At 62.2% G+C, this 21,298-nt stretch carries 18 protein-coding genes and 1 pseudogene; 11 read left to right on the top strand and 8 right to left on the bottom strand.

Annotated elements, in window-relative coordinates; genetic code table 11:
* Positions 1 to 177: 177 nt before the first annotated feature.
* The 5 genes from bioD to bioB are packed head-to-tail and all read right to left on the bottom strand — an operon-like array spanning position 178 to position 4,636.
* Positions 178 to 858, bottom strand: coding sequence for a dethiobiotin synthase (bioD, locus tag QIY50_12555; GenBank protein WGV22905.1), 681 nt, complete (start codon positions 856 to 858; stop codon positions 178 to 180).
* A gap of 10 nt (positions 859 to 868) precedes the next feature.
* Positions 869 to 1,687, bottom strand: a complete 819-nt coding sequence (bioC, locus tag QIY50_12550; protein WGV22904.1) for a malonyl-ACP O-methyltransferase BioC — start codon at positions 1,685 to 1,687, stop codon at positions 869 to 871.
* Positions 1,680 to 2,411, bottom strand: a complete 732-nt coding sequence (locus tag QIY50_12545; protein WGV22903.1) for an alpha/beta fold hydrolase — start codon at positions 2,409 to 2,411, stop codon at positions 1,680 to 1,682. Before QIY50_12545 ends, bioC begins: the two co-directional genes overlap by 8 nt.
* Positions 2,404 to 3,576, bottom strand: a complete 1,173-nt coding sequence (bioF, locus tag QIY50_12540; protein WGV22902.1) for an 8-amino-7-oxononanoate synthase — start codon at positions 3,574 to 3,576, stop codon at positions 2,404 to 2,406. Before bioF ends, QIY50_12545 begins: the two co-directional genes overlap by 8 nt.
* Position 3,577: 1 nt before the next feature.
* Entirely contained in the window at positions 3,578 to 4,636 is a 1,059-nt protein-coding gene (bioB, locus tag QIY50_12535; protein ID WGV22901.1) for a biotin synthase BioB, read from the bottom strand.
* 89 nt (positions 4,637 to 4,725) lie between these two features.
* On the opposite strand from bioB, the gene QIY50_12530 reads away from it, so the two are divergent.
* From QIY50_12530 to QIY50_12515, 4 genes are all read left to right on the top strand, one after another.
* Positions 4,726 to 5,457: a ComF family protein gene (locus QIY50_12530; GenBank protein WGV22900.1), complete on the top strand. Its 732-nt coding sequence runs from the start codon at positions 4,726 to 4,728 to the stop codon at positions 5,455 to 5,457.
* Positions 5,458 to 5,665: 208 nt separating this feature from the next.
* Positions 5,666 to 6,430 carry a TOBE domain-containing protein gene (locus QIY50_12525; protein ID WGV22899.1) on the top strand — a complete coding sequence of 255 codons (765 nt, stop codon included), beginning with the start codon at positions 5,666 to 5,668 and terminating at the stop codon, positions 6,428 to 6,430.
* A 163-nt stretch (positions 6,431 to 6,593) separates the two neighbouring features.
* Positions 6,594 to 7,568 (top strand): serine/threonine protein kinase, encoded by a 975-nt coding sequence (locus QIY50_12520; GenBank protein WGV22898.1) that lies wholly within the window; start codon positions 6,594 to 6,596, stop codon positions 7,566 to 7,568.
* A gap of 377 nt (positions 7,569 to 7,945) precedes the next feature.
* The gene (locus QIY50_12515) at positions 7,946 to 10,339 is read left to right on the top strand and encodes a hypothetical protein (GenBank protein WGV22897.1); all 2,394 of its coding nucleotides are present in this window, start codon (positions 7,946 to 7,948) and stop codon (positions 10,337 to 10,339) included.
* Here QIY50_12515 and QIY50_12510 read toward each other — a convergent pair.
* Positions 10,336 to 10,458: a hypothetical protein gene (locus QIY50_12510; GenBank protein WGV22896.1), complete on the bottom strand. Its 123-nt coding sequence runs from the start codon at positions 10,456 to 10,458 to the stop codon at positions 10,336 to 10,338. The genes QIY50_12515 and QIY50_12510 overlap by 4 nt on opposite strands.
* Positions 10,459 to 10,533: 75 nt before the next feature.
* On the opposite strand from QIY50_12510, the gene rarD reads away from it, so the two are divergent.
* Positions 10,534 to 11,421: an EamA family transporter RarD gene (rarD, locus tag QIY50_12505; protein WGV22895.1), complete on the top strand. Its 888-nt coding sequence runs from the start codon at positions 10,534 to 10,536 to the stop codon at positions 11,419 to 11,421.
* A gap of 346 nt (positions 11,422 to 11,767) precedes the next feature.
* Here rarD and QIY50_12500 read toward each other — a convergent pair whose 3' ends face one another.
* Positions 11,768 to 12,286, bottom strand: a complete 519-nt coding sequence (locus tag QIY50_12500; protein WGV22894.1) for an ACT domain-containing protein — start codon at positions 12,284 to 12,286, stop codon at positions 11,768 to 11,770.
* 451 nt (positions 12,287 to 12,737) lie between these two features.
* Here QIY50_12500 and QIY50_12495 point away from each other — a divergent pair, with 451 nt between their 5' ends.
* Positions 12,738 to 14,915, top strand: coding sequence for a malate synthase G (locus QIY50_12495; GenBank protein WGV22893.1), 2,178 nt, complete (start codon positions 12,738 to 12,740; stop codon positions 14,913 to 14,915).
* A gap of 114 nt (positions 14,916 to 15,029) precedes the next feature.
* Positions 15,030 to 16,178 carry an IS3 family transposase gene (locus QIY50_12490; protein WGV22892.1) on the top strand — a complete coding sequence of 383 codons (1,149 nt, stop codon included), beginning with the start codon at positions 15,030 to 15,032 and terminating at the stop codon, positions 16,176 to 16,178.
* Positions 16,179 to 16,310: 132 nt separating this feature from the next.
* On the opposite strand, the gene QIY50_12485 is transcribed toward QIY50_12490, so the two are convergent.
* Positions 16,311 to 16,850, bottom strand: coding sequence for a response regulator (locus QIY50_12485; GenBank protein ID WGV22891.1), 540 nt, complete (start codon positions 16,848 to 16,850; stop codon positions 16,311 to 16,313).
* Between the two features lie 116 nt (positions 16,851 to 16,966).
* Between QIY50_12485 and QIY50_12480 the strand changes: the two are divergent.
* From QIY50_12480 to QIY50_12465, 4 genes and pseudogenes are all read left to right on the top strand, one after another.
* A pseudogene (locus tag QIY50_12480) lies at positions 16,967 to 18,906 on the top strand (putative nucleotidyltransferase substrate binding domain-containing protein).
* Positions 18,903 to 19,613 carry a 3'-5' exonuclease gene (locus tag QIY50_12475; protein ID WGV22890.1) on the top strand — a complete coding sequence of 237 codons (711 nt, stop codon included), beginning with the start codon at positions 18,903 to 18,905 and terminating at the stop codon, positions 19,611 to 19,613. The pseudogene QIY50_12480 and the gene QIY50_12475 overlap by 4 nt, the downstream one beginning before the upstream one ends.
* A gap of 175 nt (positions 19,614 to 19,788) precedes the next feature.
* Positions 19,789 to 20,307 carry an RNA polymerase sigma factor gene (locus tag QIY50_12470; GenBank protein WGV22889.1) on the top strand — a complete coding sequence of 173 codons (519 nt, stop codon included), beginning with the start codon at positions 19,789 to 19,791 and terminating at the stop codon, positions 20,305 to 20,307.
* Positions 20,304 to 21,260: a FecR family protein gene (locus QIY50_12465; protein ID WGV22888.1), complete on the top strand. Its 957-nt coding sequence runs from the start codon at positions 20,304 to 20,306 to the stop codon at positions 21,258 to 21,260. Before QIY50_12470 ends, QIY50_12465 begins: the two co-directional genes overlap by 4 nt.
* Positions 21,261 to 21,298: the final 38 nt, after the last annotated feature.

Genomic DNA, 21,298 nt, shown 5'->3' with positions numbered 1-21,298 from the left:
AGGGGCGAAAAGGCCCGTTTAAATCCCTAATGGCCTGATGCCAGTTGATAGGCCCTGGGTATTCCTGCACTGGCCTCTTCGCGGGTAAACCCGCTCCCACAGGACTGCACAGCTCTGAGACTTGTGCAATACCTGTGGGAGCGGGTTCACCCGCGAAGAGGCCAAGCCTGGAAACGGCTAATCCAGCAGATCCAGCTGAAGGTGTTCAGCCACCATGTCGGCACTGGCCTGCTTCAATTTGGGCACCCGCCCCAGGCATGGCGCCGGCAAACGCTCGGCCAGGCTGGCCAGGTTCTCTTCCAGGCGCGAAGTACGCGGCTCGATGATGTTCGCCACCCAACCCGCCAATTGCAGGCCGTCACGAGCAATCGCCTCGGCGCTGAGCAAGGCGTGGCTGATGCACCCCAACCGTACCCCCACCACCAGGATCACCGGCAGCTTGAGGGCAATGGCCAAGTCGGACAAGTTGGCTTGTCCCGACAACGGCACGCGCCAGCCTCCGGCCCCCTCGATCAGGGTGAAGTCGGCATTTTGCCGCAGCACATTGCGCATCGCCGCCAGCAGGTCCGACACGGCAAGCGTTACCCCTGCCTCGCGCGCGGCCACATGGGGTGCGATAGCCGGTTCGAAGGCAAACGGGTTGACCTGCTCGTAGGGCAGTTTGATGGAGCTTTCATCGATCAACGCCTGGGCGTCGCTGTTGCGCAAACCTTTCGATGTCATCGTGCAACCGGAGGCCACCGGCTTTGCTCCCAGCGTGCTCATGCCCTGCGACCGTGCCGCATGCAACAGCCCCGCAGCGATGGTGGTTTTGCCAACATCGGTGTCGGTACCGGCAATGAAATAGGCCTGGCTCATCTCGCTCCCCTTAAGCCTGTGGCTTGCGCAACACACCATAGACCACCTGGTAGGTGGCTGGCAGCCCTTCAGGCTGGCGAAATGCCTCATAAGCCTGCAACAGGCCCTGCATGCGCGCCCGACCGGTAAGGCCGGAAGGCCGGCCAGGGTTCAGATTGTGTGCCCCCAGCGCCTTCAGTTCGTGCGTCAGGCTGCGCACATCCGGGTAGTGCAGCACGTGCGGGCAGCGCTGCAGCCCAAGCTGCTCGAAACCGCTGGCTGCACACAGGCGCTGATAGTCCTCGAAACGGCGGAAGCGGTTCACATGCACCAGGCCATCCACCGCCTGCCAACTGGCACGCAGTTCATCGAGGGTACCCACACACAGGCTGCTGAAGGCCAGTACGCCGCCCGGGCGCAGCACTCGCAGCGCTTCTGCCAGCACGCTGGCGAACTGGCCGCACCATTGCACGGCCAGGCTGGTGAATACCAGGTCGACGCTGGCATCACGCAGCGGCAAACGCTCGGCGTCACCAGCCACATGATAGAGCGCCCCGCCCTGTTCGTTGCGGGCATGGCACAACATGCCCTCGGCGATATCCACCGCCACGCCGCTGGCCTGGGGGAAACGCTCGGCCAGCGCCCGGCTGAAATGGCCGGTACCACTGCCCAGGTCCAGCCAGCGTGACGGCTGCAGGCCTGCCGGCAACTGCTCCAGCAAGCTCGAACCCACTGCACGCTGCAAGCCTGCCACACTGTCGTAGCTGGCTGCGGCGCGGGAGAACGAGGCCGCTACCTGGCGCTTGTCGGGCAATGCGCCGGGCAGGGTCGGACGGGAAAGGTCAGTCATCGCCACTCTCATGCAGGAAACTCTTGATGCCCGCCGCCAGTTCCTGCGGATACTCCAGCAGGAAGGCGTGGGAACTGTCTTCGACCAGGCCCACTTCCACATCGGGCAACAGCTCACTCAGCGCCTTTGCCGCCTCTGCCGGTACCAGTGCATCGCTGCCGGCGAACAGGTGCAGTTGCGGGCCGGCATAGGCCTGCAGGGCTTCGCGGGTATCCAGCCTGGCCAGTACTTCGAGGCCGGTGGCCAGGTACAGGGGGTCGGTATCCGGCACGCCAACACCCAGCTGGCGCAGCAGGGTGCGCGGTTGCTGGGCACCATCGCTGCACAGGGTACGGAAGCGCTTGAGGGTGACCTGGGTATGGCTGCGGCAGCCGTCGAGGAAGGTACCGAAGGTGTCTTCGGCCATGCCATGCGGCCAGTCCGTGCGGGCCACGAAACTGGGGTTGCTGGCCAATGTCAGCAGGCCGCAGCAGTGGTCGCCACGCTTGTGCGCCAGCGCGCTGGCCAGCATGCCGCCGAGCGACCAGCCGCCCAGCCAGACATCGCTGGGCAACTTGCGGTCCAGGTGATCAAGCCAGGCGTCCACGTCGCTGTGGGCCAGTTCTGGAAGGGGCATCAGCTCTACCTGCAAGCGCGCATCCTGGGCACGCAGGCTGGCGGCCAGCGGCTCCAGGGAAGCAGTGCCCAGGCCCCAGCCAGGCAACAGAACAAGTCGATTACGCATCGGCGCTCTCCAACTGTGGATAACACTCGGCCAATGCATTCAACAATAGCTGCACCTGCGCCTCGCTGTGCGCGGCGCTCAATGTCACCCGCAAGCGTGCACTGCCCGCCGGCACAGTGGGTGGGCGGATGGCCGTCACCAGCAAGCCGCGCTCGCGCAGCATGCGTGACAGGTGCAGGGCCTGCGCGCTGTCGCCGATGACGATGGGCTGGATCGGGGTCGGGCTGTCCATCAATGCCAGGCCGATCTGCTGTGCGCCTTCACGGAACTGGCAGATCAGCGCGGCCAGATGCTCGCGGCGCCAGGTCTCGCGGCGCAGCAGTTCCAGGCTCTTGAGGGTGGCGCAGGCCAGCGCCGGTGGCTGGCTGGTGGTGTAGATGTACGGGCGGGCGAACTGCACCAATGCCTCGATCAGCTCATCGCTGCCGGCTACAAACGCGCCAGCGGTACCACAGGCCTTGCCCAGCGTACCGATCAACACCGGCACATCTTCGACGCCCAGGCCGAAGTGCTCGACGATACCGCCGCCCCGAGTGCCGAGGGTGCCCAAACCATGGGCATCGTCAACCATCAGCCAGGCACCGTGAGCGCGGGCCACATCGGCCAGCGCCGGCAAGTCGGCCAGGTCGCCGTCCATGCTGAACACACCGTCGGTCACCACCAACGTATTGCCGGCGGCTTTGTCCAGGCGGCTGGCCAGGCTGGCCGGGTCGTTGTGCAGGTAGCGGTTGAAACGGGCGCCACTGAGCAACCCGCCATCCAGCAACGAAGCGTGGTTCAGGCGGTCCTGCAGCACCGTGTCACCCTGCCCTACCAGCGCGGTGATGGCGCCCAGGTTGGCCATGTAGCCGGTGGAGAACAGCAGCGCGCGCGGGCGCCCGGTAAGCTCTGCCAGTGCCTCTTCCACCTGGTGGTGCGGCGTACTGTGGCCGATCACCAGGTGCGAGGCACCGCCACCGACACCCCAGCGTTCGGCGCCGGTCTGCCAGGCGGAAATCACATCGGGGTGGTTGGCCAGGCCCAGGTAGTCATTGCTGCAGAAGGCCAGCAAGCGCTGGCCATCGACCACCACTTCCGGCCCCTGCGGGCTCTCCAGCAATGGCCGCTGCCGATACAGGTCTGCGGCGCGCCGTTCGGCCAGGCGCGCCGCCAGGTCGAAGGCCATCTCAGGCCGACGCGGCGTTGTAGAACATCTCGCTGCTGCGCTGTTCGACCAGCGCCTGCTCGATGGCCGCCTGGTGCACTTCGTCGGCGTGCTCTTCACTCGCTTCGGGCTTGATGCCCAGGCGGGCGAACAGCTGCATGTCCTTGTCGGCCTGCGGGTTGGCGGTGGTCAGCAGTTTTTCGCCGTAGAAGATCGAGTTGGCGCCCGCCATGAAGGCCAGCGCCTGCATCTGCTCGTTCATCTGCTCACGGCCGGCGGACAGGCGCACGTGCGACTTGGGCATGAGGATACGGGCAACGGCCAACATGCGGATGAAGTCGAACGGGTCGACGTCTTCTTCCTCGGCCAACGGCGTGCCGGCCACCTTGACCAGCATGTTGATCGGCACCGATTCCGGGTGCTCGGGCAGGTTGGCCAACTGGATCAGCAGGCCGGCGCGGTCGTCCAGCGACTCGCCCATGCCGAGGATGCCGCCGGAGCAGATCTTCATCCCGGCATCGCGCACATAGGCCAAGGTCTGCAGGCGCTCACTGTAGGTGCGGGTGGTGATGATGCTGCCGTAGAACTCCGGCGAGGTGTCGAGGTTGTGGTTGTAGTAGTCCAGGCCGGCCTGGGCCAGAGCCTTGGTCTGCTCCTGGTCGAGCTTGCCGAGGGTCATGCAGGTTTCAAGGCCCATGGCCTTCACGCCTTTGACCATCTCCAGCACGTAGGGCATGTCTTTGGCCGATGGGTGCTTCCACGCCGCGCCCATGCAGAAGCGGGTGGAACCGATGGCCTTGGCGCGGGCGGCTTCTTCCAGCACCTTCTGCACTTCCATCAGCTTCTGTTTTTCCAGCCCGGTGTTGTAGTGGCCCGACTGTGGACAATATTTGCAATCTTCCGGGCAGGCGCCGGTCTTGATCGACAGCAGCGTCGAAACCTGAACGCGGTTCGGGTCGAAATGCGCGCGGTGCACGGTTTGCGCCTGGAACAGCAGGTCATTGAACGGTTGCTGAAACAGCGCCTTGACCTCGGCCAGGGACCAGTCGTGACGAGTTGTTGCAGTTGTGCTGGCGCTCATTGGCGTTTCCTTGTTTAGGCTGAAGCAGGCGCCGGGACAGGAAAGCCCGCCAGCGCATCACGGATAGCTCGCATAGTCATGGAAGGCCTATGAACTGTCAACCACACTGGAAAAGACTGGTTTACAAGTGCTCAATTATTAATCAATCGTGCTTGCTGTGCGATGAACCTGCCGAGCAGGCCTACCCGCTGTGCGTAGCCTGCGAGCAGGAACTGCCATGGCTCGGCGACCAGTGCCTGCACTGCGCCCTGCCGTTGCCTATGGCCGGCCTGACCTGCGCCCCGTGCTGCCGGCGCCCACCGGCCTTCGAGCAGGTGGTTGCGCTGTGGCATTTCGGCTTTCCGGTGGACACGCTGATCAGCCGCTTCAAGCACAACCGCCAATGGCCCTTGGGGCGGTTGATGGCTGAACTGCTGGGGCATGGGCTGTTGCATCGCTTTGCCGAGGGGCTGCCCCGCCCCGACCTGTTGTTGCCTGTACCCTTGGCCAAACGTCGACTGCGCGAGCGAGGGTTCAACCAGGCGGAGCTGCTCGGGCGCTGGCTGTCGTCCCGGCTGGGGGTAGGTTGCGACGAGCGGTTGCTGCTGCGCACTCGGGAGACACCTGCGCAGCAACGCCTGGATGCCAAGGCCAGGCGGCGAAATTTGCGCCAGGCTTTTGCGGTCATGGGCGAGCTGAAGGGTAAGCATGTCGCCATAGTGGATGATGTGCTGACCACCGGCGCTACCGCGCAGGCTATCGCCGAGGTGCTTCGCAAGGCCGGGGCACGGCGGGTGGATGTGTATTGCCTGGCGCGTACGCCAAAGCCGGGGTATGTATGACTCGAAGTGGGTGCGATCCATGTGGGAGCGGGCGCGCCCGCGAAACAGGCGACGCAGTGTATGGCACCGGCTTTGCCGGTGTTCGCGGCGGTTCGACGCCTCGACGCGCCCGCTCCCACAGGGACCTGGTCAAGCTTCTGGATTTTGCGCAAGACAGGTGTTCCTCCACAATCCACACTTGGCTACCACTTACATCGACTGACTGCCCATGCCCCTACCCACCCTCCTCACCCAGCACATCACCCGCCGCCCGCAGCGCATCGCGCTGCTGCAGCACATTGCCGAGCAAGGCTCGATCACCCGCGCCGCCAGGGCTGCGGGCATCAGCTACAAGGCCGCCTGGGATGCCATCGACGAACTGAACAATCTGGCCAGCCAGCCCCTGGTCGAGCGCAGCACTGGTGGGCGTGGCGGCGGTGGTGCGCGGCTTTCGCCGGAAGGCGAGCGTGTACTGCGCCTGTATCAGAGGCTGCAGGCCCTGCAGGCGCAAATCCTCGAAGCAGCCGAGGAGTCCAGCGACTTAGACCTGCTTGGCCGGCTGATGCTGCGTACCAGCGCACGCAACCAGTTGCAGGGCCAGGTCAGCGGCCTGCGCCGAGAGGGCCGGTATGATCGCGTCAGCCTGGCGCTGGGCGGTGGGCTGGAGATCGAGGCGTTGATCACCGCCGACAGCACTGCGCGGTTGGAGCTGACGCTGGGGACAATGGTGGTGGCGTTGCTCAAGGCGGGGTGGGTGACGCTGTTGGCCGATGAGGAAGAGGCGGAAGCGGGTAGCAATTGCCTGCGGGCGACGGTGGAAGAGGTGCTGGCGGAAGCTGATGGGCCTAATGAGGTCAGGCTGGCATTGGGCAATGGGCAGACGTTGTGTGCGTTTGCCGAGGCGGATTGGTTGGCTGGGCAGCGGGTGGAAACTGGCAATGCGGTGCGGGTGCAGTTTCATCCATCTTATGTGTTGATCGGGGTCCCCGCGTAGCCTGGCCGCGCTGCACGCGGTTCGCGGGTAAACCCGCTCCCACAGGGATAACGCACGACTTGAAGCCTGCACTGTACCAGTGGGAGCGGGTTCACCCGCGAAGAGGCCGGTACAGGCATAACGCGCTACCATGGGCCCCATGCAGCTTACCCTCGGAGCCTCCATGTCCCACCCCTTCGACACCCTCACCCCCGATCTGGTCCTGGACGCCGTGGAAAGCATCGGCTTCCTCAGCGATGCCCGGGTGCTGGCGCTGAACAGTTACGAGAACCGCGTCTACCAGGTGGGCATCGAAGATTCGCAACCGCTGATCGCAAAGTTCTACCGCCCAGGCCGCTGGAGCGACGCGGCCATCCTCGAAGAACACAGCTTCACTGCCGAACTGGCCGACTGCGAAGTACCGGTGGTTGCGCCCATGCAACACGACGGCCGAACCTTGTTCGAACATCAGGGCTTCCGCTTCACCCTGTTCCCCCGCCGTGGCGGCCACGCCCCGGAGCCGGGCAACCTCGACCAGCTCTACCGCCTGGGCCAGCTGCTCGGCCGCCTGCATGCCGTGGGCGCCAGCAAACCGTTCGAACACCGCGAAGCATTGGCTGTGGACAACTTCGGCCATGCCTCGCTGGACACCTTGCTGGAAGGCGGTTTTGTTCCTGGCGAGCTACTACCGGCCTTCGAGTCCGTAGCCCGTGACCTGCTCAAGCGGGTGGAGGACATTTACGCCCGCACACCGCACCAACTCATCCGCCTGCACGGCGACCTGCACCCCGGCAACCTGATGCACCGCGACGAGGTGTACCACATGGTCGACCTCGACGACTGCCGCATGGGCCCGGCAGTGCAGGACCTGTGGATGATGCTGGCCGGTAACCGCGAAGAGCGCCTGGGCCAGCTTGCCGAGTTGATCGACGGCTACAACGAGTTCCACGACTTCGACCCGCGCGAACTGGCTCTGATCGAGCCGCTGCGCGCCCTGCGTCAGTTGCACTACAGCGCCTGGCTGGCACGGCGCTGGGATGACCCGGCATTCCCGCCCAGCTTCCCCTGGTTTGGCCAACCACGCTACTGGGGCGATCAGATTCTCGCCCTGCGCGAGCAGATGGCCGCGCTGGACGAACCACCACTGAAGTTGTTCTAGACCTTGCAGCAGAAAAGACTGACCTGACATACAGCGCAACGCGCCAGCCGGCAGGCGACATGCCGGCCCCCTGCCCTGCAACTTCCTTACAGCCTCCACCTAGTATTTTTGCCAGTAGGCAAGGCCGAAGGCTGGGTGTAAAAAACTCTCAAGTCAGCTAGGAAGTATCAGTCATGCATCAAACAAACTGCGACAGCGCAGAACTGACTCTGACTTGTCAGCAACCCTTTTCGTAACCGACAGGCTGACTTCGCGTATCAACATCAACATGCAAATGGCGACTGCGCGAGCGCGACAGATAACACAGCACAAACCAGTACGGCACTTAGGGCGAATGCGTCGTCGCCATCACTAAATCGGCTTAAGGCAATCTACCCATGAGCAACTCAATAAAACAGTCTCTCGAAAAAACTTTGGAAGCACTTGGCAAAGATCAATACAATTTCGGCTATCCGTTGATCGTGGGATTCGATCAAGACACCACCAACCATGTCTTGAAACAAGAGTTTATCGAGCGCTATTCGGGTGGACTGTTCCTTGACCCGATGAACAGTAAAATTGACGTGGAACCAGGTGTGTCCCAGCACGAACTCGTCGACTTTTGCCTGGATGAACCCAGGCTCTCATTCGAAAATGCAGACCTCAGCGATTCCAAAGCCATGTTGCTGATGCGAACCGTGCGCGGCAAACAACTTCAGTTAGGCCGGCCGTTGGGTGCTCAGCGCATGCGTATGACGCGGATGGCAGAGGCGACCCCCATCAATGGTCCAGCCCTCGTATTTGACATTAAGTTGAACGCCCTGGAAACGGGCATCAGCGATGACGGCAGAATCTATTTCAGCTTTTTTGCCAAAGAGGGCAACTATAACTTCTACGGCGGGGTAACCGAGTTTGAGAGGGACAAGCTAGGGCTGCATTTCAAAAAGCATTTCGAGGCTTACACAGCACCGCCTGATAGAAATCGACGCATCGAATATACGCTAGGCCAGATGACCCAGCTACCTGACCCATCCCTGAACCCACACAGGTTTAAAATCCGCACCCACAAAACGGATGAAACATCTGGCGACGGGGCCGTCGTTCTATTTATAGAGCTAGAAGAGTTCGACAGTAGCAAAGCCGTGCCGCCAGATGAGAACAGCAAACTCCCCTATCTTTTGCCGGACGGTTACAGCGCAAGCATGCTTGTCAATACCGACTTTTTAGGGCAAGCCATTATCGCATCGCACCTAAACAAATATGATACCGAACGACTGAGGTTAGCGTTCAAGGTGACGCCAGGCTACACGTTCAGGTATCACGGAGAGGGCCAAGTCCTATTTGACGCAATTTTTCATTCTAGCGCCGCGGGCACAATCATAGGTATCGACCCTCGGTGGACTTCACCCGCTTCATTCGATGAAAAAAATAGCCTATTCCTGGAGATCAAGGGGACCAGCGTCACCCTGAACTTTACTGGAAAAACCACGATTGACTTCGAGATGAATAGCAATGGCGTAACACGACATGCTACAGCTGACTACTCCTGGAGCCTCCGTCAGAAATACAAATTTGAGTTTGACAATAGTAACGGCGCAAGCAAAATTGTCCTTGTCAAGGATGGCAAATATGAATGGTCATACACCCCAACGCTTAGCGAGGAGCTCAAGGGTTTAATATTTGTCTATAATTTCAGTGAAGACGCCTTTCTAGCGGATTTCCACCGCCCCATTGGAATCATGATCACGACAATGGCCGAATTCATGAATTCGATGAATATGGAAATAGATACCTTCATCATGTCTTCGCTGTTGTTCCGCAATTCACACATCACCCTTGAAAGTTTGCACCAGCCCAATGACTTTTTCGCCCCCGGTCAATTGGCAGCAGACCGAAACAAGTTCAAAATTATCAGGACTGACGGCCAGCCCATAGATAAAGGTGAAACGTATACGCTACCCGGGCGCAGCATACCCTTCAAGACCGAGCCCGCCACTGGAGGCGTAACATGGAGCGTCCGCCACATCCCTGACTACGAAGGTGACAACTATCCAGGAAAGATTGATCCGGCTACCGGGGCCTACACAACGCCCGCCGCTGACGAATTCAAAGGTACTCACGTAAAGGTCATCGTTACCGCCACAAAAGGCGCTGAGGTTTCTCACGCCCTGGTGAGCGTGCTGCGAACCAGCGTCAATGTCTATCCATCCGTCGCCAGTGTGAACGTCGGGGCGTACACCGACATCATTGCAGGCGAGATGAACGGGAACTCTATCAGTTGGAAGGTCGAAGGCCTTGGCGACTTGGGGGACGTCCCCGAGGCCGACCCGCTGGCCCAAGCGAGCCAACGTTACCTTGCCCCAACCGAGGTGGAGGAATGGGACGAAAGCATGCCTGTGGTCGACATGGTGATGCGTCACAGCAAGGTGGTGATCAGCAGCGGCGACATCGAAAAAGTCGTTGACATACTCATACCCGTGGAAATGGAAGGCTCATATTGGCTGGAGCCGAAAGAACATGACGGGGGTGTTAAACATGAGTTCTGGGTGAAACCTAAAAACAGCAGTCCAATACAAGTTCCGCAGCATGAAACGTCCTGGCATGTACGCGTAGGCAACGGCACGATCAAGGACGGCGTTTACACGCCAGATCCGGACAAGCCAGAAGAATACGCAGTCATCGTGGCCATTCACGACACAGCGTACCTGCCTGAGTACGCGAGCATGATCGTGCCGCTGCCTTTCCTCGACGTTAAGCAGTACCTGGCGCTTTATGCGCCCGATAACGCCTAGGCAATGGCAGGCCAGTAGTCCAGCAGCCGGCAATGATCGACGCAGCGATCATTGCCGGCCGGGTGCCCAGCGCCATTGATACGCATAACCAGGGCCTCATCCTGGTTATCGCGTTTCATAAGTCTCAGCACAAATCGGCGGCCTGTGCTGAAATAGCTCGACGCTTTATTTAGCTACCTAAGCAAGGATTCTGCATGCACGCCGCCAACCCGCGTCGCGGGTACATCCTGGGCCTGAGCGCCTACATCATCTGGGGCCTGTTCCCCCTCTACTTCAAGGCCATCCAGAGCGTCCCTGCGGTGGAGATCATCGTACACCGGGTGCTCTGGTCGGCACTGTTCGGCTCGCTGCTGCTGTTGGTGTGGAAGCACCCCGGCTGGTGGCGCGAACTGCGCGACAACCCGCGCCGGCTGGGCATCCTGGCCCTGAGCGGGGCGCTGATCGCCGGTAACTGGCTGACCTACGTATGGTCGGTAAACAACGGCCGCATGCTTGAGGCCAGCCTGGGGTACTACATCAACCCGCTGATCAACGTGCTGCTGGGCATGCTGATCCTTGGCGAGCGTCTGCGCCGCTTGCAGTGGCTGGCAGTGGGCATGGCCGCCGTGGGTGTGGCCCAGCAGGTGTGGCAAGTGGGCAGCCTGCCCTGGGTGTCGCTGGTGCTGGCGCTGAGCTTCGGTTTCTATGGGCTGATTCGCAAGCAGGCACCGGTGGCGGCACTGCCGGGCCTGGTGGTGGAAACCTGGATGCTGGTACCGCTGGCCCTTGGCTGGCTGTTGCTGCACCCGGCAGCGACAAGTGCCCAGGGTGCGTTCTACACCAGCAGCGAAGCGCTGTGGCTGATGGCAGCGGGGCCGGTAACATTGGTGCCGCTGGTGTGCTTCAACGCTGCGGCGCGGCACTTGCCGTATACCACGCTGGGCTTCCTGCAATACCTGGCGCCGACCCTGGTGCTGCTGCAGGCAGTGCTGCTGTTCGATGAGCATTTGTCGTCGAGCACCTTAGTGGCGTTCATGTTCATCTGGGCGGGTTTGGCGATTTACAGCGTCGATGCGTGGTTGAGTTTGCGCAAGCGCAGCTGATCAAAAAACGAACAAAACTCTGCAGCCCATGTGATTCGTGGGCTGCAGAGACATCTCCAAAGGTTATCCACACCCTCGTCCCCGTGCTTTGTGCACAAGCTGCTGATTTTTGGGTGTTTTTTGAGCAAAGCTGTGGAGGGCGCGCAGTTGTTGGCCTGGAGAGGTACACCCCCAGGTTATCCACAGGGCCTTCCCCGTGATATCGGGATAACCGCAGGGGGCCGCTTCGTGCCCATCGCCGGCAAGCCAGCTCCCACACCGACCGCGCTACCCTCAAGGCCTCATGCATACCTGTGGGAGCTGGCTTGCCGGCGATGGGCCGCGAAGCGACCCCGGCAATCTCGGATCACTCCTCCGACCGCAGCTTCAACTCCACCATCAGGTCGTCCGCCAGGCTCTCCAGTCGCTGCTGCAGCTCCTCAAGCGGCAAGGTCAACGGCAAAGCCAACAACGCATCGGCATGAAACAACGGCTCGCTGCTCATCGGCGCCGGGCGCACTTCGGTGGAAAGCCGCTCAACGTTGACCTGAAGTTCAGCCAGCATCCGCGTGATATCCCGCACGATCCCCGGCCGGTCATTCCCCACCAGCTCCATGGCAATCGGCTTCCAGGTACACGACGGCTCGATACCGCTCTCGGCGATCAGCACACGAATGTCATATCGGGCCAACCCTTGTAGCGAAGCCACCAGCTCGTCGTAGTTTTCAGCTGGCACCGCCACCCGCAGGATGCCGGCGAACTGCCCGGCCATACGGGACATGCGGCTTTCCAGCCAGTTGCCGTTGTGGTCAGCGATGCACTGGGCAATGCGCTCGACCTGGCCGGCCTTGTCAGGGGCAATCACAGTCAGTACAAGATGATCCACTAGCCCTTCCTCGTGTCGGACCGCGCCGGGCGGCAGAAAATCGGGGGATCGACTCAGTATAGGCAAGGCGCGGCAACCTGCCGCAGGGCAATCTGCATAACGAATCGTGTACTGTTTCAAGATTTATCTGGAACAATCCACCTGTTTTTTGCGAACATACCCACTCCCAGCGTGACCATACGCGACCAACGGGTCGCATAACGGCGCTTTTAGTCTGATTTTGCCCCGCCTACTGCTTCATGTAGTATCCCGTGGCGCGGACTACAAAACGTCGTTTGGATGTCTGCCAAGGCGCCTGTGAAAATACGCACACTGTCTGCCAGCCGGTCTGGCAGGCCGCACCCAGCCGCGCTCGGGGCTCCACTCGGGGGCATGCACTGGTGCCGTGTTTAGAGAAGCGCTACAGGCTTAATACAGAAGAGCGAAATAGCTGAGCAGAGTGAGGCAAGCAATGACTGGATACGTTCAAGTCGGTGGCCTTCAGGTCGCCAAGGTCCTGTACGACTTCGTGAACAACGAAGCCATCCCAGGGACCGGCATCGTCGCCGAGCAGTTCTGGGCCGGTGCAGAGAAGATCATCAATGACCTCGCTCCAAAGAACAAAGCCCTGCTCGCCAAGCGCGACGAGCTGCAAGCCAAGATCGACGCCTGGCACCAGGCACGCAAAGGCCAGGCCCACGACGCCGTAGCCTACAAAGCATTCCTCCAGGAGATCGGCTACCTGCTGCCACAAGCCGACGATTTCCAGGCAACCACCCAGAACGTGGACGAAGAAATTGCCCACATGGCCGGCCCTCAGCTGGTCGTACCGGTGATGAACGCCCGCTTCGCCCTGAACGCTGCCAACGCCCGTTGGGGTTCGCTGTACGACGCGCTGTATGGCACCGATGCCATCAGCGATGAAGGCGGCGCCGAGAAAGGCCAGGGCTACAACAAGGTGCGTGGCGACAAGGTCATCGCCTTCGCCCGCGCCTTCCTCGACGAAGCCGCGCCACTGGCGGCCGGCTCGCACGTCGACTCCACCGGCTACCGCATCGAAGGCGGCAAGCTGATCGTTGCCCTGAAAGGCGGCAGCAACAGCGGCCTGCGTGACGACGCCCAGCTGATCGGCTTCCATGGCGATGCCGCTGCGCCGACTGCCGTGCTGCTCAAGCACAACGGCCTGCACTTCGAAATCCAGGTCGATGCCAGCACCCCGGTCGGCAGCACTGATGCCGCCGGCGTGAAAGACATCCTGATGGAATCGGCGCTGACCACCATCATGGACTGTGAAGACTCGGTTGCCGCCGTCGACGCCGACGACAAGGTGGTCGTCTACCGCAACTGGCTGGGCCTGATGAAAGGTGACCTGGCCGAAAGCGTCAGCAAGGGCGGCAAGACCTTCACCCGCACCATGAACCCGGACCGCGAGTACGCCGCGCCCAACGGCGGCAGCGTGACCCTGCATGGCCGTTCGCTGCTGTTCGTGCGCAACGTTGGCCACCTGATGACCAACCCGGCGATCCTCGACGCCCAGGGCAATGAAATCCCCGAAGGCATCCAGGACGGGCTGTTCACCAACCTGATCGCCCTGCACAACCTCAACGGCAACACCAGCCGCAAGAACACCCGCACCGGCAGCGTGTACATCGTCAAGCCGAAGATGCACGGCCCGGAAGAAGTCGCCTTCGCCGCCGAGATTTTCAGCCAGGTCGAAGACCTGCTGGGCATGAAGCGCAACACCGTCAAGGTCGGCATCATGGACGAGGAACGCCGTACCACGGTCAACCTCAAGTCGTGCATCAAGGCCGCAGCCGAGCGCGTGGTGTTCATCAACACCGGCTTCCTCGACCGCACCGGCGATGAAATCCACACCTCGATGGAAGCCGGCGCCGTGGTGCGCAAGGGCGCCATGAAGAATGAGAAGTGGATCGGCGCCTACGAGAACAACAACGTCGACGTCGGCCTGGCCACCGGCCTGCAAGGCCGTGCGCAAATCGGTAAAGGCATGTGGGCCATGCCCGACCTGATGGCGGCCATGCTCGAGCAGAAGATCGCCCACCCGCTGGCTGGTGCCAACACCGCCTGGGTGCCGTCGCCGACCGCCGCTACCCTGCATGCCCTGCACTACCACAAGGTGGATGTACAGGCACGTCAGCGTGAACTGGCTTCGCGCACCCCGGCGTCGGTAGACGACATCCTGACCATCCCGCTGGCCGCCGACACCAACTGGTCGGCCGAAGAGATCCGCAACGAACTGGACAACAACGCCCAGGGCATCCTCGGCTACGTGGTGCGCTGGATCGACCAGGGCGTGGGTTGCTCGAAAGTGCCGGACATCAACAACGTCGGCCTGATGGAAGACCGCGCCACCCTGCGCATCTCGGCCCAGTTGCTGGCCAACTGGCTGCGCCACGGCGTGGTCAGCCAGGAGCAGGTGCTGGAAAGCCTCAAGCGCATGGCCGTGGTGGTCGACCAGCAGAACGCCGGTGACGCCCTGTATCGCCCGATGGCTCCCAACTTCGACGACAACGTCGCGTTCCAGGCGGCGGTAGAGTTGGTAGTGGAAGGTGGCAAGCAGCCGAACGGCTATACCGAACCGGTACTGCACCGCCGTCGCCGCGAGTTCAAGGCGCGTAACGGGCTGTAAGCGACATCTGCGACAAGGGGCCGCCTTGCGGCCCGATCGCCGGCAAGCTGAACTGGCCTAATGACCCCGGACACCTCTTAAGGGCGATATGATTCGCCCAATCCGGAGGTTTCCATGCAAGAACGAAAGACCTACACCCGCGAGTTCAAGCAACGTGCTGCAAGCATGGTTCTTGATGACAACTGCTCAATTCCCGACGTCTGCGCCTCAATGGACGTCGGCCCTACGGCTCTGCGCCGGTGGGTTGATCAGGTGCGCAAAGAGCGTCAAAAAGGCCAGCCAGTAGCCGGTACCAAGGCGATCAGCGACGAACAGCGAGAACTCCAACAACTGCGGGCCAAGATCAAGCGCCTGGAGGCCGAGGCTGAAATCTTAAAAAAGGCTACAGCTCTCTTGATGTCGGATCCCGATCGTTTTTCCCTGATCGAGGAGCTGAGAGAGTCTGGTGCGTATCCGACCAGCCTGCTTTGCCGTGTGCTGAATGTATCCCGTAGCGCATTTTATGACTGGCTTCACCGCCGTTCAGCGCCTAATACCAAGCGTGACGCGCTCAGGGAAAAGGTCGTGCAATTGCACGCTGAAAGCCGTGGAAGCGCAGGCGCAAGGATGCTCTCTGAGCACTTGAAAGCCCAGCAACTGAAGGTAGGTCGGTATCTGGCCGGAAGACTCATGCAGGAAGCAAATCTGGCCAGCAGACAGCGCCGTCGGCATCAGTATCGCTCCAGAGGAGTCGAGGCATTCGTGGCTAAGAACCTGCTCGAACGTAACTTCGAGCCTACTGCGATCAACCAAGTCTGGTGCGGTGATGTGACCAGTTTGATGGTCGGGAAACGTTGGTATCACTTGGCAGTAGTCATTGATTTGTTCGCCCGTCGGATCGTTGGTTGGGCGTTTTCCCTGATCAACGATGCCAACCTGGTTAGTAAGGCATTGAGGATGGCGGTAGGGGTTCGGGGCAAGCAGCCAGGCTTGATGTTTCATTCGGATCAAGGCTGCCAATACACCAGCCAGCTTTTCCAATCCGAGCTGCTTGAGCATGGGATAACGCAGAGCATGAGCCGCAGGGGGCAATGCTGGGACAACGCGCCAACAGAGCGTTTCTTTGGGACGCTTAAATCAGAGTGGGTTCCGCCCAAGGGCTACCAGGAAATTGAAGAAGCCAGGCAGGATATGACCAGCTTCTTCATGCGATACAACCGAATCCGGCTCCACAGCTACAACAACTATCTGTCGCCAATAGCCATGGAGCAGCAGGCGGCTTGATCACCGTAATCGGTGTCCGGAGAAACTTGACCAGAACAAGCCAGCTCCTACAGGGACTGTACAGGCCTCGACATTTGTGCGGTTCCTGTGGGAGCTGGCTTGCCGGCGATGAGGCCGGAACAGGCTCTTCACTTAATCGATCTTCAATTCTCTCTTCACCAGCTCCAGCAGCCTGTCCAGGTCCACCGGCTTCAACAGAAAATCCACCACCCCCAGGTGCATCACATCCACCGCCTCCTCCACGTCGGTGTCGCCTGACACCACGATGATCGATAACGCCGCCCGCTCCGACTCGCGAATCTGCCGGATCAGGTCCAGGCCATCCTCGGGCTGCATGCGCAAATCGGTGATCATCAAGCCGATTCGTGGCTGGTAGTGCAGGTACAGCCTGGCTTCCTCAGCACCATCCGCCCCGACACAGTCGATCCCCCGGCTTTTCAGGTACAGGATCAATGCGTCACGGTTCACCGCATTGTCGTCCACCACCAGCACCAACGGCTTGGCTGCCACAGGCGCACTCACCACGGCCAATGCCTCGCGCTCGGCGTCGCTCAGGATGTCGTGTTGCTCAGGCATGCTCATCTCGTCAAAAAAATTCCGCTTCAGCATTAGGACCGCAGAACTTGCATAACCCGGCTGGCCTTTCGTCGGGTCTTTGACAGGGGCGCTCATAGACTTACGTCCAATGGGCACCATCCCGCCGCAAGCCGACCATGGAGGCAGAGAACAACATGGTCGGCACCTATATATATAGATATATAGTTCGGCATAGCGATACGGTCAGTTTCATGAGCAAAAAGGACGCCTACAACCAGGCGGGCAGGACAGCAGTGCTGCAGAACATCCAGGGCACCCTGCAGTTCCTGCAGCGCTTTTCCGCCGTTCAACCAGATGGAACACAGCCACCTGGCCTACCTGGTCGAACAGTGCCAGCTGCGCTTCTATGCCAGCGGCGAAAGCATCGTCAAACCTGCCGACGGGCCGGTCGAGCACTTCTACATCGTCAAGCAGGGCCGCGTGGTCGGCGAGCGCCAGCACCTGGTCAAGCCGGGTGTGGAAACCACCTTTGAAATCACCAGCGGCGAATGCTTCCCGCTGGCTGCCCTGCTTGGCGAGCGGGCGACCCGCACCGAGCACCTGGCCGGTGAGGACACCTTCTGCCTGCAACTGAACAAGGCCGCATTCATCCGCGTGTTCTCGATGTCGGAAGTGTTCCGCGATTTTGCCCTGCGCGGGGTCAGCAGCCTGCTCGACCAGGTCAACCAGCAGGTACGCCAGCGCGCGGTGGAAACCCTCGGCACCCAGTATTCGTTGAACACACCCCTGGGCGAACTGGCCATGCGCCACCCGGTGGTATGCAGCCCCGACACGCCCCTGCGCGATGCCGTGCGGCTGATGCATGAGCAGCAGGTCGGCAGCATCGTAGTGGTCGACCCGCAGCGCTACCCCACCGGTATCTTCACCCTGCGCGACCTGCGCCAGGTGGTGGCAGCGGCCGATACCGACCTGAGCGCCCCCATCGCGCGGCACATGACCGCCCAGCCGTTTTACCTTACCCCCCAGGCAAGCGCCTTCGACGCGGCCATGGCCATGACCGAACGGCATATCGCCCATGTATGCCTGGTGGAAAACCGGCGTCTGTGCGGGGTGGTTTCGGAGCGCGACCTGTTCTCGCTGCAACGGGTCGACCTGGTGCACCTGGCGCGCACCATCCGCCATGCGCCACGCCTGGACACCCTGGTCTCGCTGCGTGGCGAAATCAGCCAGCTGGTCGAGCGCATGCTGGCCCATGGCGCGTCATCCACGCAGATCACCCAGATCATCACCCTGCTCAACGACCATACCGTGTGCCGGGTGATCGAACTGGCACTGGCCGAGCGCGGTGATCCGGGTGTGCCGTTCAGTTGGCTGTGCTTTGGCAGCGAAGGGCGACGTGAACAAACCCTGCACACCGACCAGGACAACGGCATCCTCTTCGAAGCCGCCGACAGCGCCGAAGCCGAGGCCATCCGCGCCCGCCTGCTGCCGCTGGCGCAATACATCAACCAGTGCCTGGCCCAGTGCGGCTTCACCCTGTGCAAGGGCAACGTCATGGCCGGCAACCCGGAACTGTGCCTGTCGCGCAGTGAGTGGGCGCGGCGCTTTGCCGGTTTTGTCCGCGAAGCCAGCCCGGAGAACCTGCTGGGCTCAAGCATCTACTTCGACCTGCGTGTGGTGTGGGGCGACGAGCAAGGCTGCGAGCAACTGCGCCAAGGCCTGCTCGACCAGGTGGCCGACAACCGCATCTTCCAGCGCATGATGGCTGACAACGCCCTGCGCCAGCGCCCACCGGTGGGCCGCCTGCGCGAGTTCGTGCTGACCCGCCAAGGCAACGACCAAGGCCGCTACCCTCGACCTCAAGGTCCAGGGCCTGACGCCCTTCGTCGATGGTGCCCGGCTGCTGGCTCTGGCCAACGGCATCGGTGCCTGCAATACCCTGGAACGCCTGCGCCAGCTGGTGGCCAAGGGCGTGATCGAGCCGCTGGACGGTGCAGCCTACGAGGAGGCCTACCACTTCATCCAGCAAACCCGCATGCAACAGCACCAGCGCCAGACCCGCGACAACCTGCCCTATTCCAACCGCCTGGACCCGGACAACCTCAACCACCTGGACCGGCGCATCCTGCGCGAGTCCCTGCGCCAGGCTCAGCGCCTGCAAAGCAGCCTGGCCTTGCGGTACCAGCTATGAGCCTGTTCGCCTGGCTGCGCCCCAGCGCGCCCGAACTGGACCATGCCACGCGCCAGCGCCTGGCCCGCCTGCCCAAGGCCATGCCTCTCGGGGTGTGTACCCTGCGCGAGCAGCGCTGGGTGGTGCTGGACCTGGAGACCAGCGGCCTGAACCCCAGCCGTGACCAGGTGTTGTCGATCGGGGCAGTGGCCATCGAAGATGGCGCCATCGACTTTGCCCAGCAGTTCGAACGCACCCTGCACCGACCAACGCAGAAGACCAACGCCAGCGTGCTGATCCACGGCCTGGGGCCGAGTGCCCTGGCTGCCGGCTGCGACCCGGCCGAGGCCTTGCTCGATCTGCTCGACTTCATTGGCAATAGCCCGGTGCTGGCATTCCATGCGCCGTTCGACCAGCGCATGCTGGCCCGGGCGCTGAAGGAAAGCCTGGGCTATCGCTTGCAGTCGCACTTCCTGGATGTTGCCGAGCTGGCGCCGATGCTCAACCCCGACACCGTGCTGCGCGAGGCCGGGCTGGATGACTGGGTGGCACGGTTTGGCCTGCAGGTGGAGGAGCGCCATCATGCCAGCGCCGATGCGCTGGTCACCGCCGAACTGGCGCTGATCCTGCTCAGCCAGGCCCGGCGCCAGCAGCTGGACAGCCCGTTGCAGCTAGAGCAGCGGTTGCGCGGGTGGCGGCGACGCAAGGTGCAGAGCCACGGCCTGTAGCCTTGCATTGACCTTGCAGGCCTCTTCGCGGGTAAACCCGCGAAGAGGCCTGCACAGGTGACACACCTTCCATGATGGGCCATCCGATAAGCGTCCATTGCACCCACCCCCTCCCCTCTGCAACAATCGCGAATAATTATCGTTAGTTAATGCATACGTTCCAGGGGGACGCTGCTTGTCTTCTGCACAGAGCCCACACGCCGATCTGGTCGGTGCGCTGTACCGCGACCATCGCGGCTGGCTGCTTGCCTGGCTGCAGCGCAGCATGGCCTGCCGCCAGCGTGCCGAAGACCTGAGCCAGGACACCTTCGTGCGCCTGCTCGGCCGCGCGCATCTGGATACGCCCCGCGAACCCCGCGCATTCCTGGCCGCCGTGGCCAAGGGCCTGATGTTCGACCACTTCCGCCGCGCCGCGCTGGAACAGGCCTACCTGGCCGAACTGGCCCTGATGCCTGAGGCCGAGCAACCGTCCCCGGAAGTGCAGCACTTGGTCCTCGAGGACCTCAAGGCCATCGACCGCCTGCTCGGCAAGCTGTCGAGCAAGGCCCGCGCAGCTTTCCTGCACAATCGCCTGGACGGCATGAGCCATGCCGAAATTGCCGAACGCCTGGGGGTTTCGGTGTCGCGGGTGCGCCAGTACATCGCCCAGGGCATGCGCCAGTGTTACGTGGCCCTGTACGGGGAGCCGACGTGAGCAGTGCACCGGTATCGTCCCAGGTGCTGGAAGCCGCCATTGCCTGGAAACTCAGCCTCGACAACGGCAGCGGCACACCGGACGAGCGCAGCGAATTCATGCGCTGGCATGCCGCCAGCGAGGAGCACGCCCGCGCCTGGCACCAACTTGGCGCCATGGACCAGCGGGTGAACACCGCTGCTGGCCCGGCACGCCAGGCCCTGCTGCAATCGCGCGCCGGCCTGCGCCGACGTATCGGCAAGGGCAGCGCCGGGCTGGCCGGCATGTTCCTGCTGGGCTCACTGCTGGCCTGGGTCGGCGCGCCGTCGCTGGCACCGAGCTACTGGCTGGCCGACCAGCGCACCGCCACCGGCGAACTGCGTACCCTGCGCCTGGAAGACGGCACCTTGCTGAGCCTGAACAGCCACACTGCCGTGGACATCGACTACGCCGGCGAGCAACGGGTGATCGTGCTGCACCAGGGCGAGATCTCGGTCGAAACCGGTCACCAGGACCCGCGCCCGCTGCTGGTACGCACCGACGATGGCCGCCTGCGCCCGTTGGGCACGCGCTTCCTGGTGCGCCGCGAGGGCGACGGCACACGCCTGGAAGTGCTGCAAGCCTCGGTCGCCGCCATGCCGCTGAACAGCGGCGACGAACAGGTGCTGCGCGAAGGCCAGCAGGTGCTGATGAATGCCAACGGCCTTGGCCGGGTCGGCACGGTGCCCGCCGGTGCCGACGCCTGGACCCGCGGCATGCTGGTGGTGGACAACGTACGCCTGGCTGACCTGCTGGCCGCGCTTGGCAAGTACCGCAGCGGTTACCTGGGGGTAGACGACAAGGTCGCCGACCTGCGTGTGACCGGCAGCTTCCCGCTGACCGACACCGACCTGGCGCTGTCGTCGCTGGTGCCGGCACTGCCGGTGAAGATCGAGCGGCATACCCAGTGGTGGGTGACCGTCGGTCCCAAATAAACCTGTACCGGCCTCTTCGCGGGCTCGCCCGCTCCCAC

The sequence above is a fragment of the Pseudomonas putida genome, assembly GCA_029953615.1.
Classification (GTDB): Bacteria; Pseudomonadota; Gammaproteobacteria; order Pseudomonadales; family Pseudomonadaceae; genus Aquipseudomonas.
The sequence above is the reverse complement of the archived record's forward strand: the minus strand, read 5'-3'. Positions and strand labels throughout refer to the sequence as shown.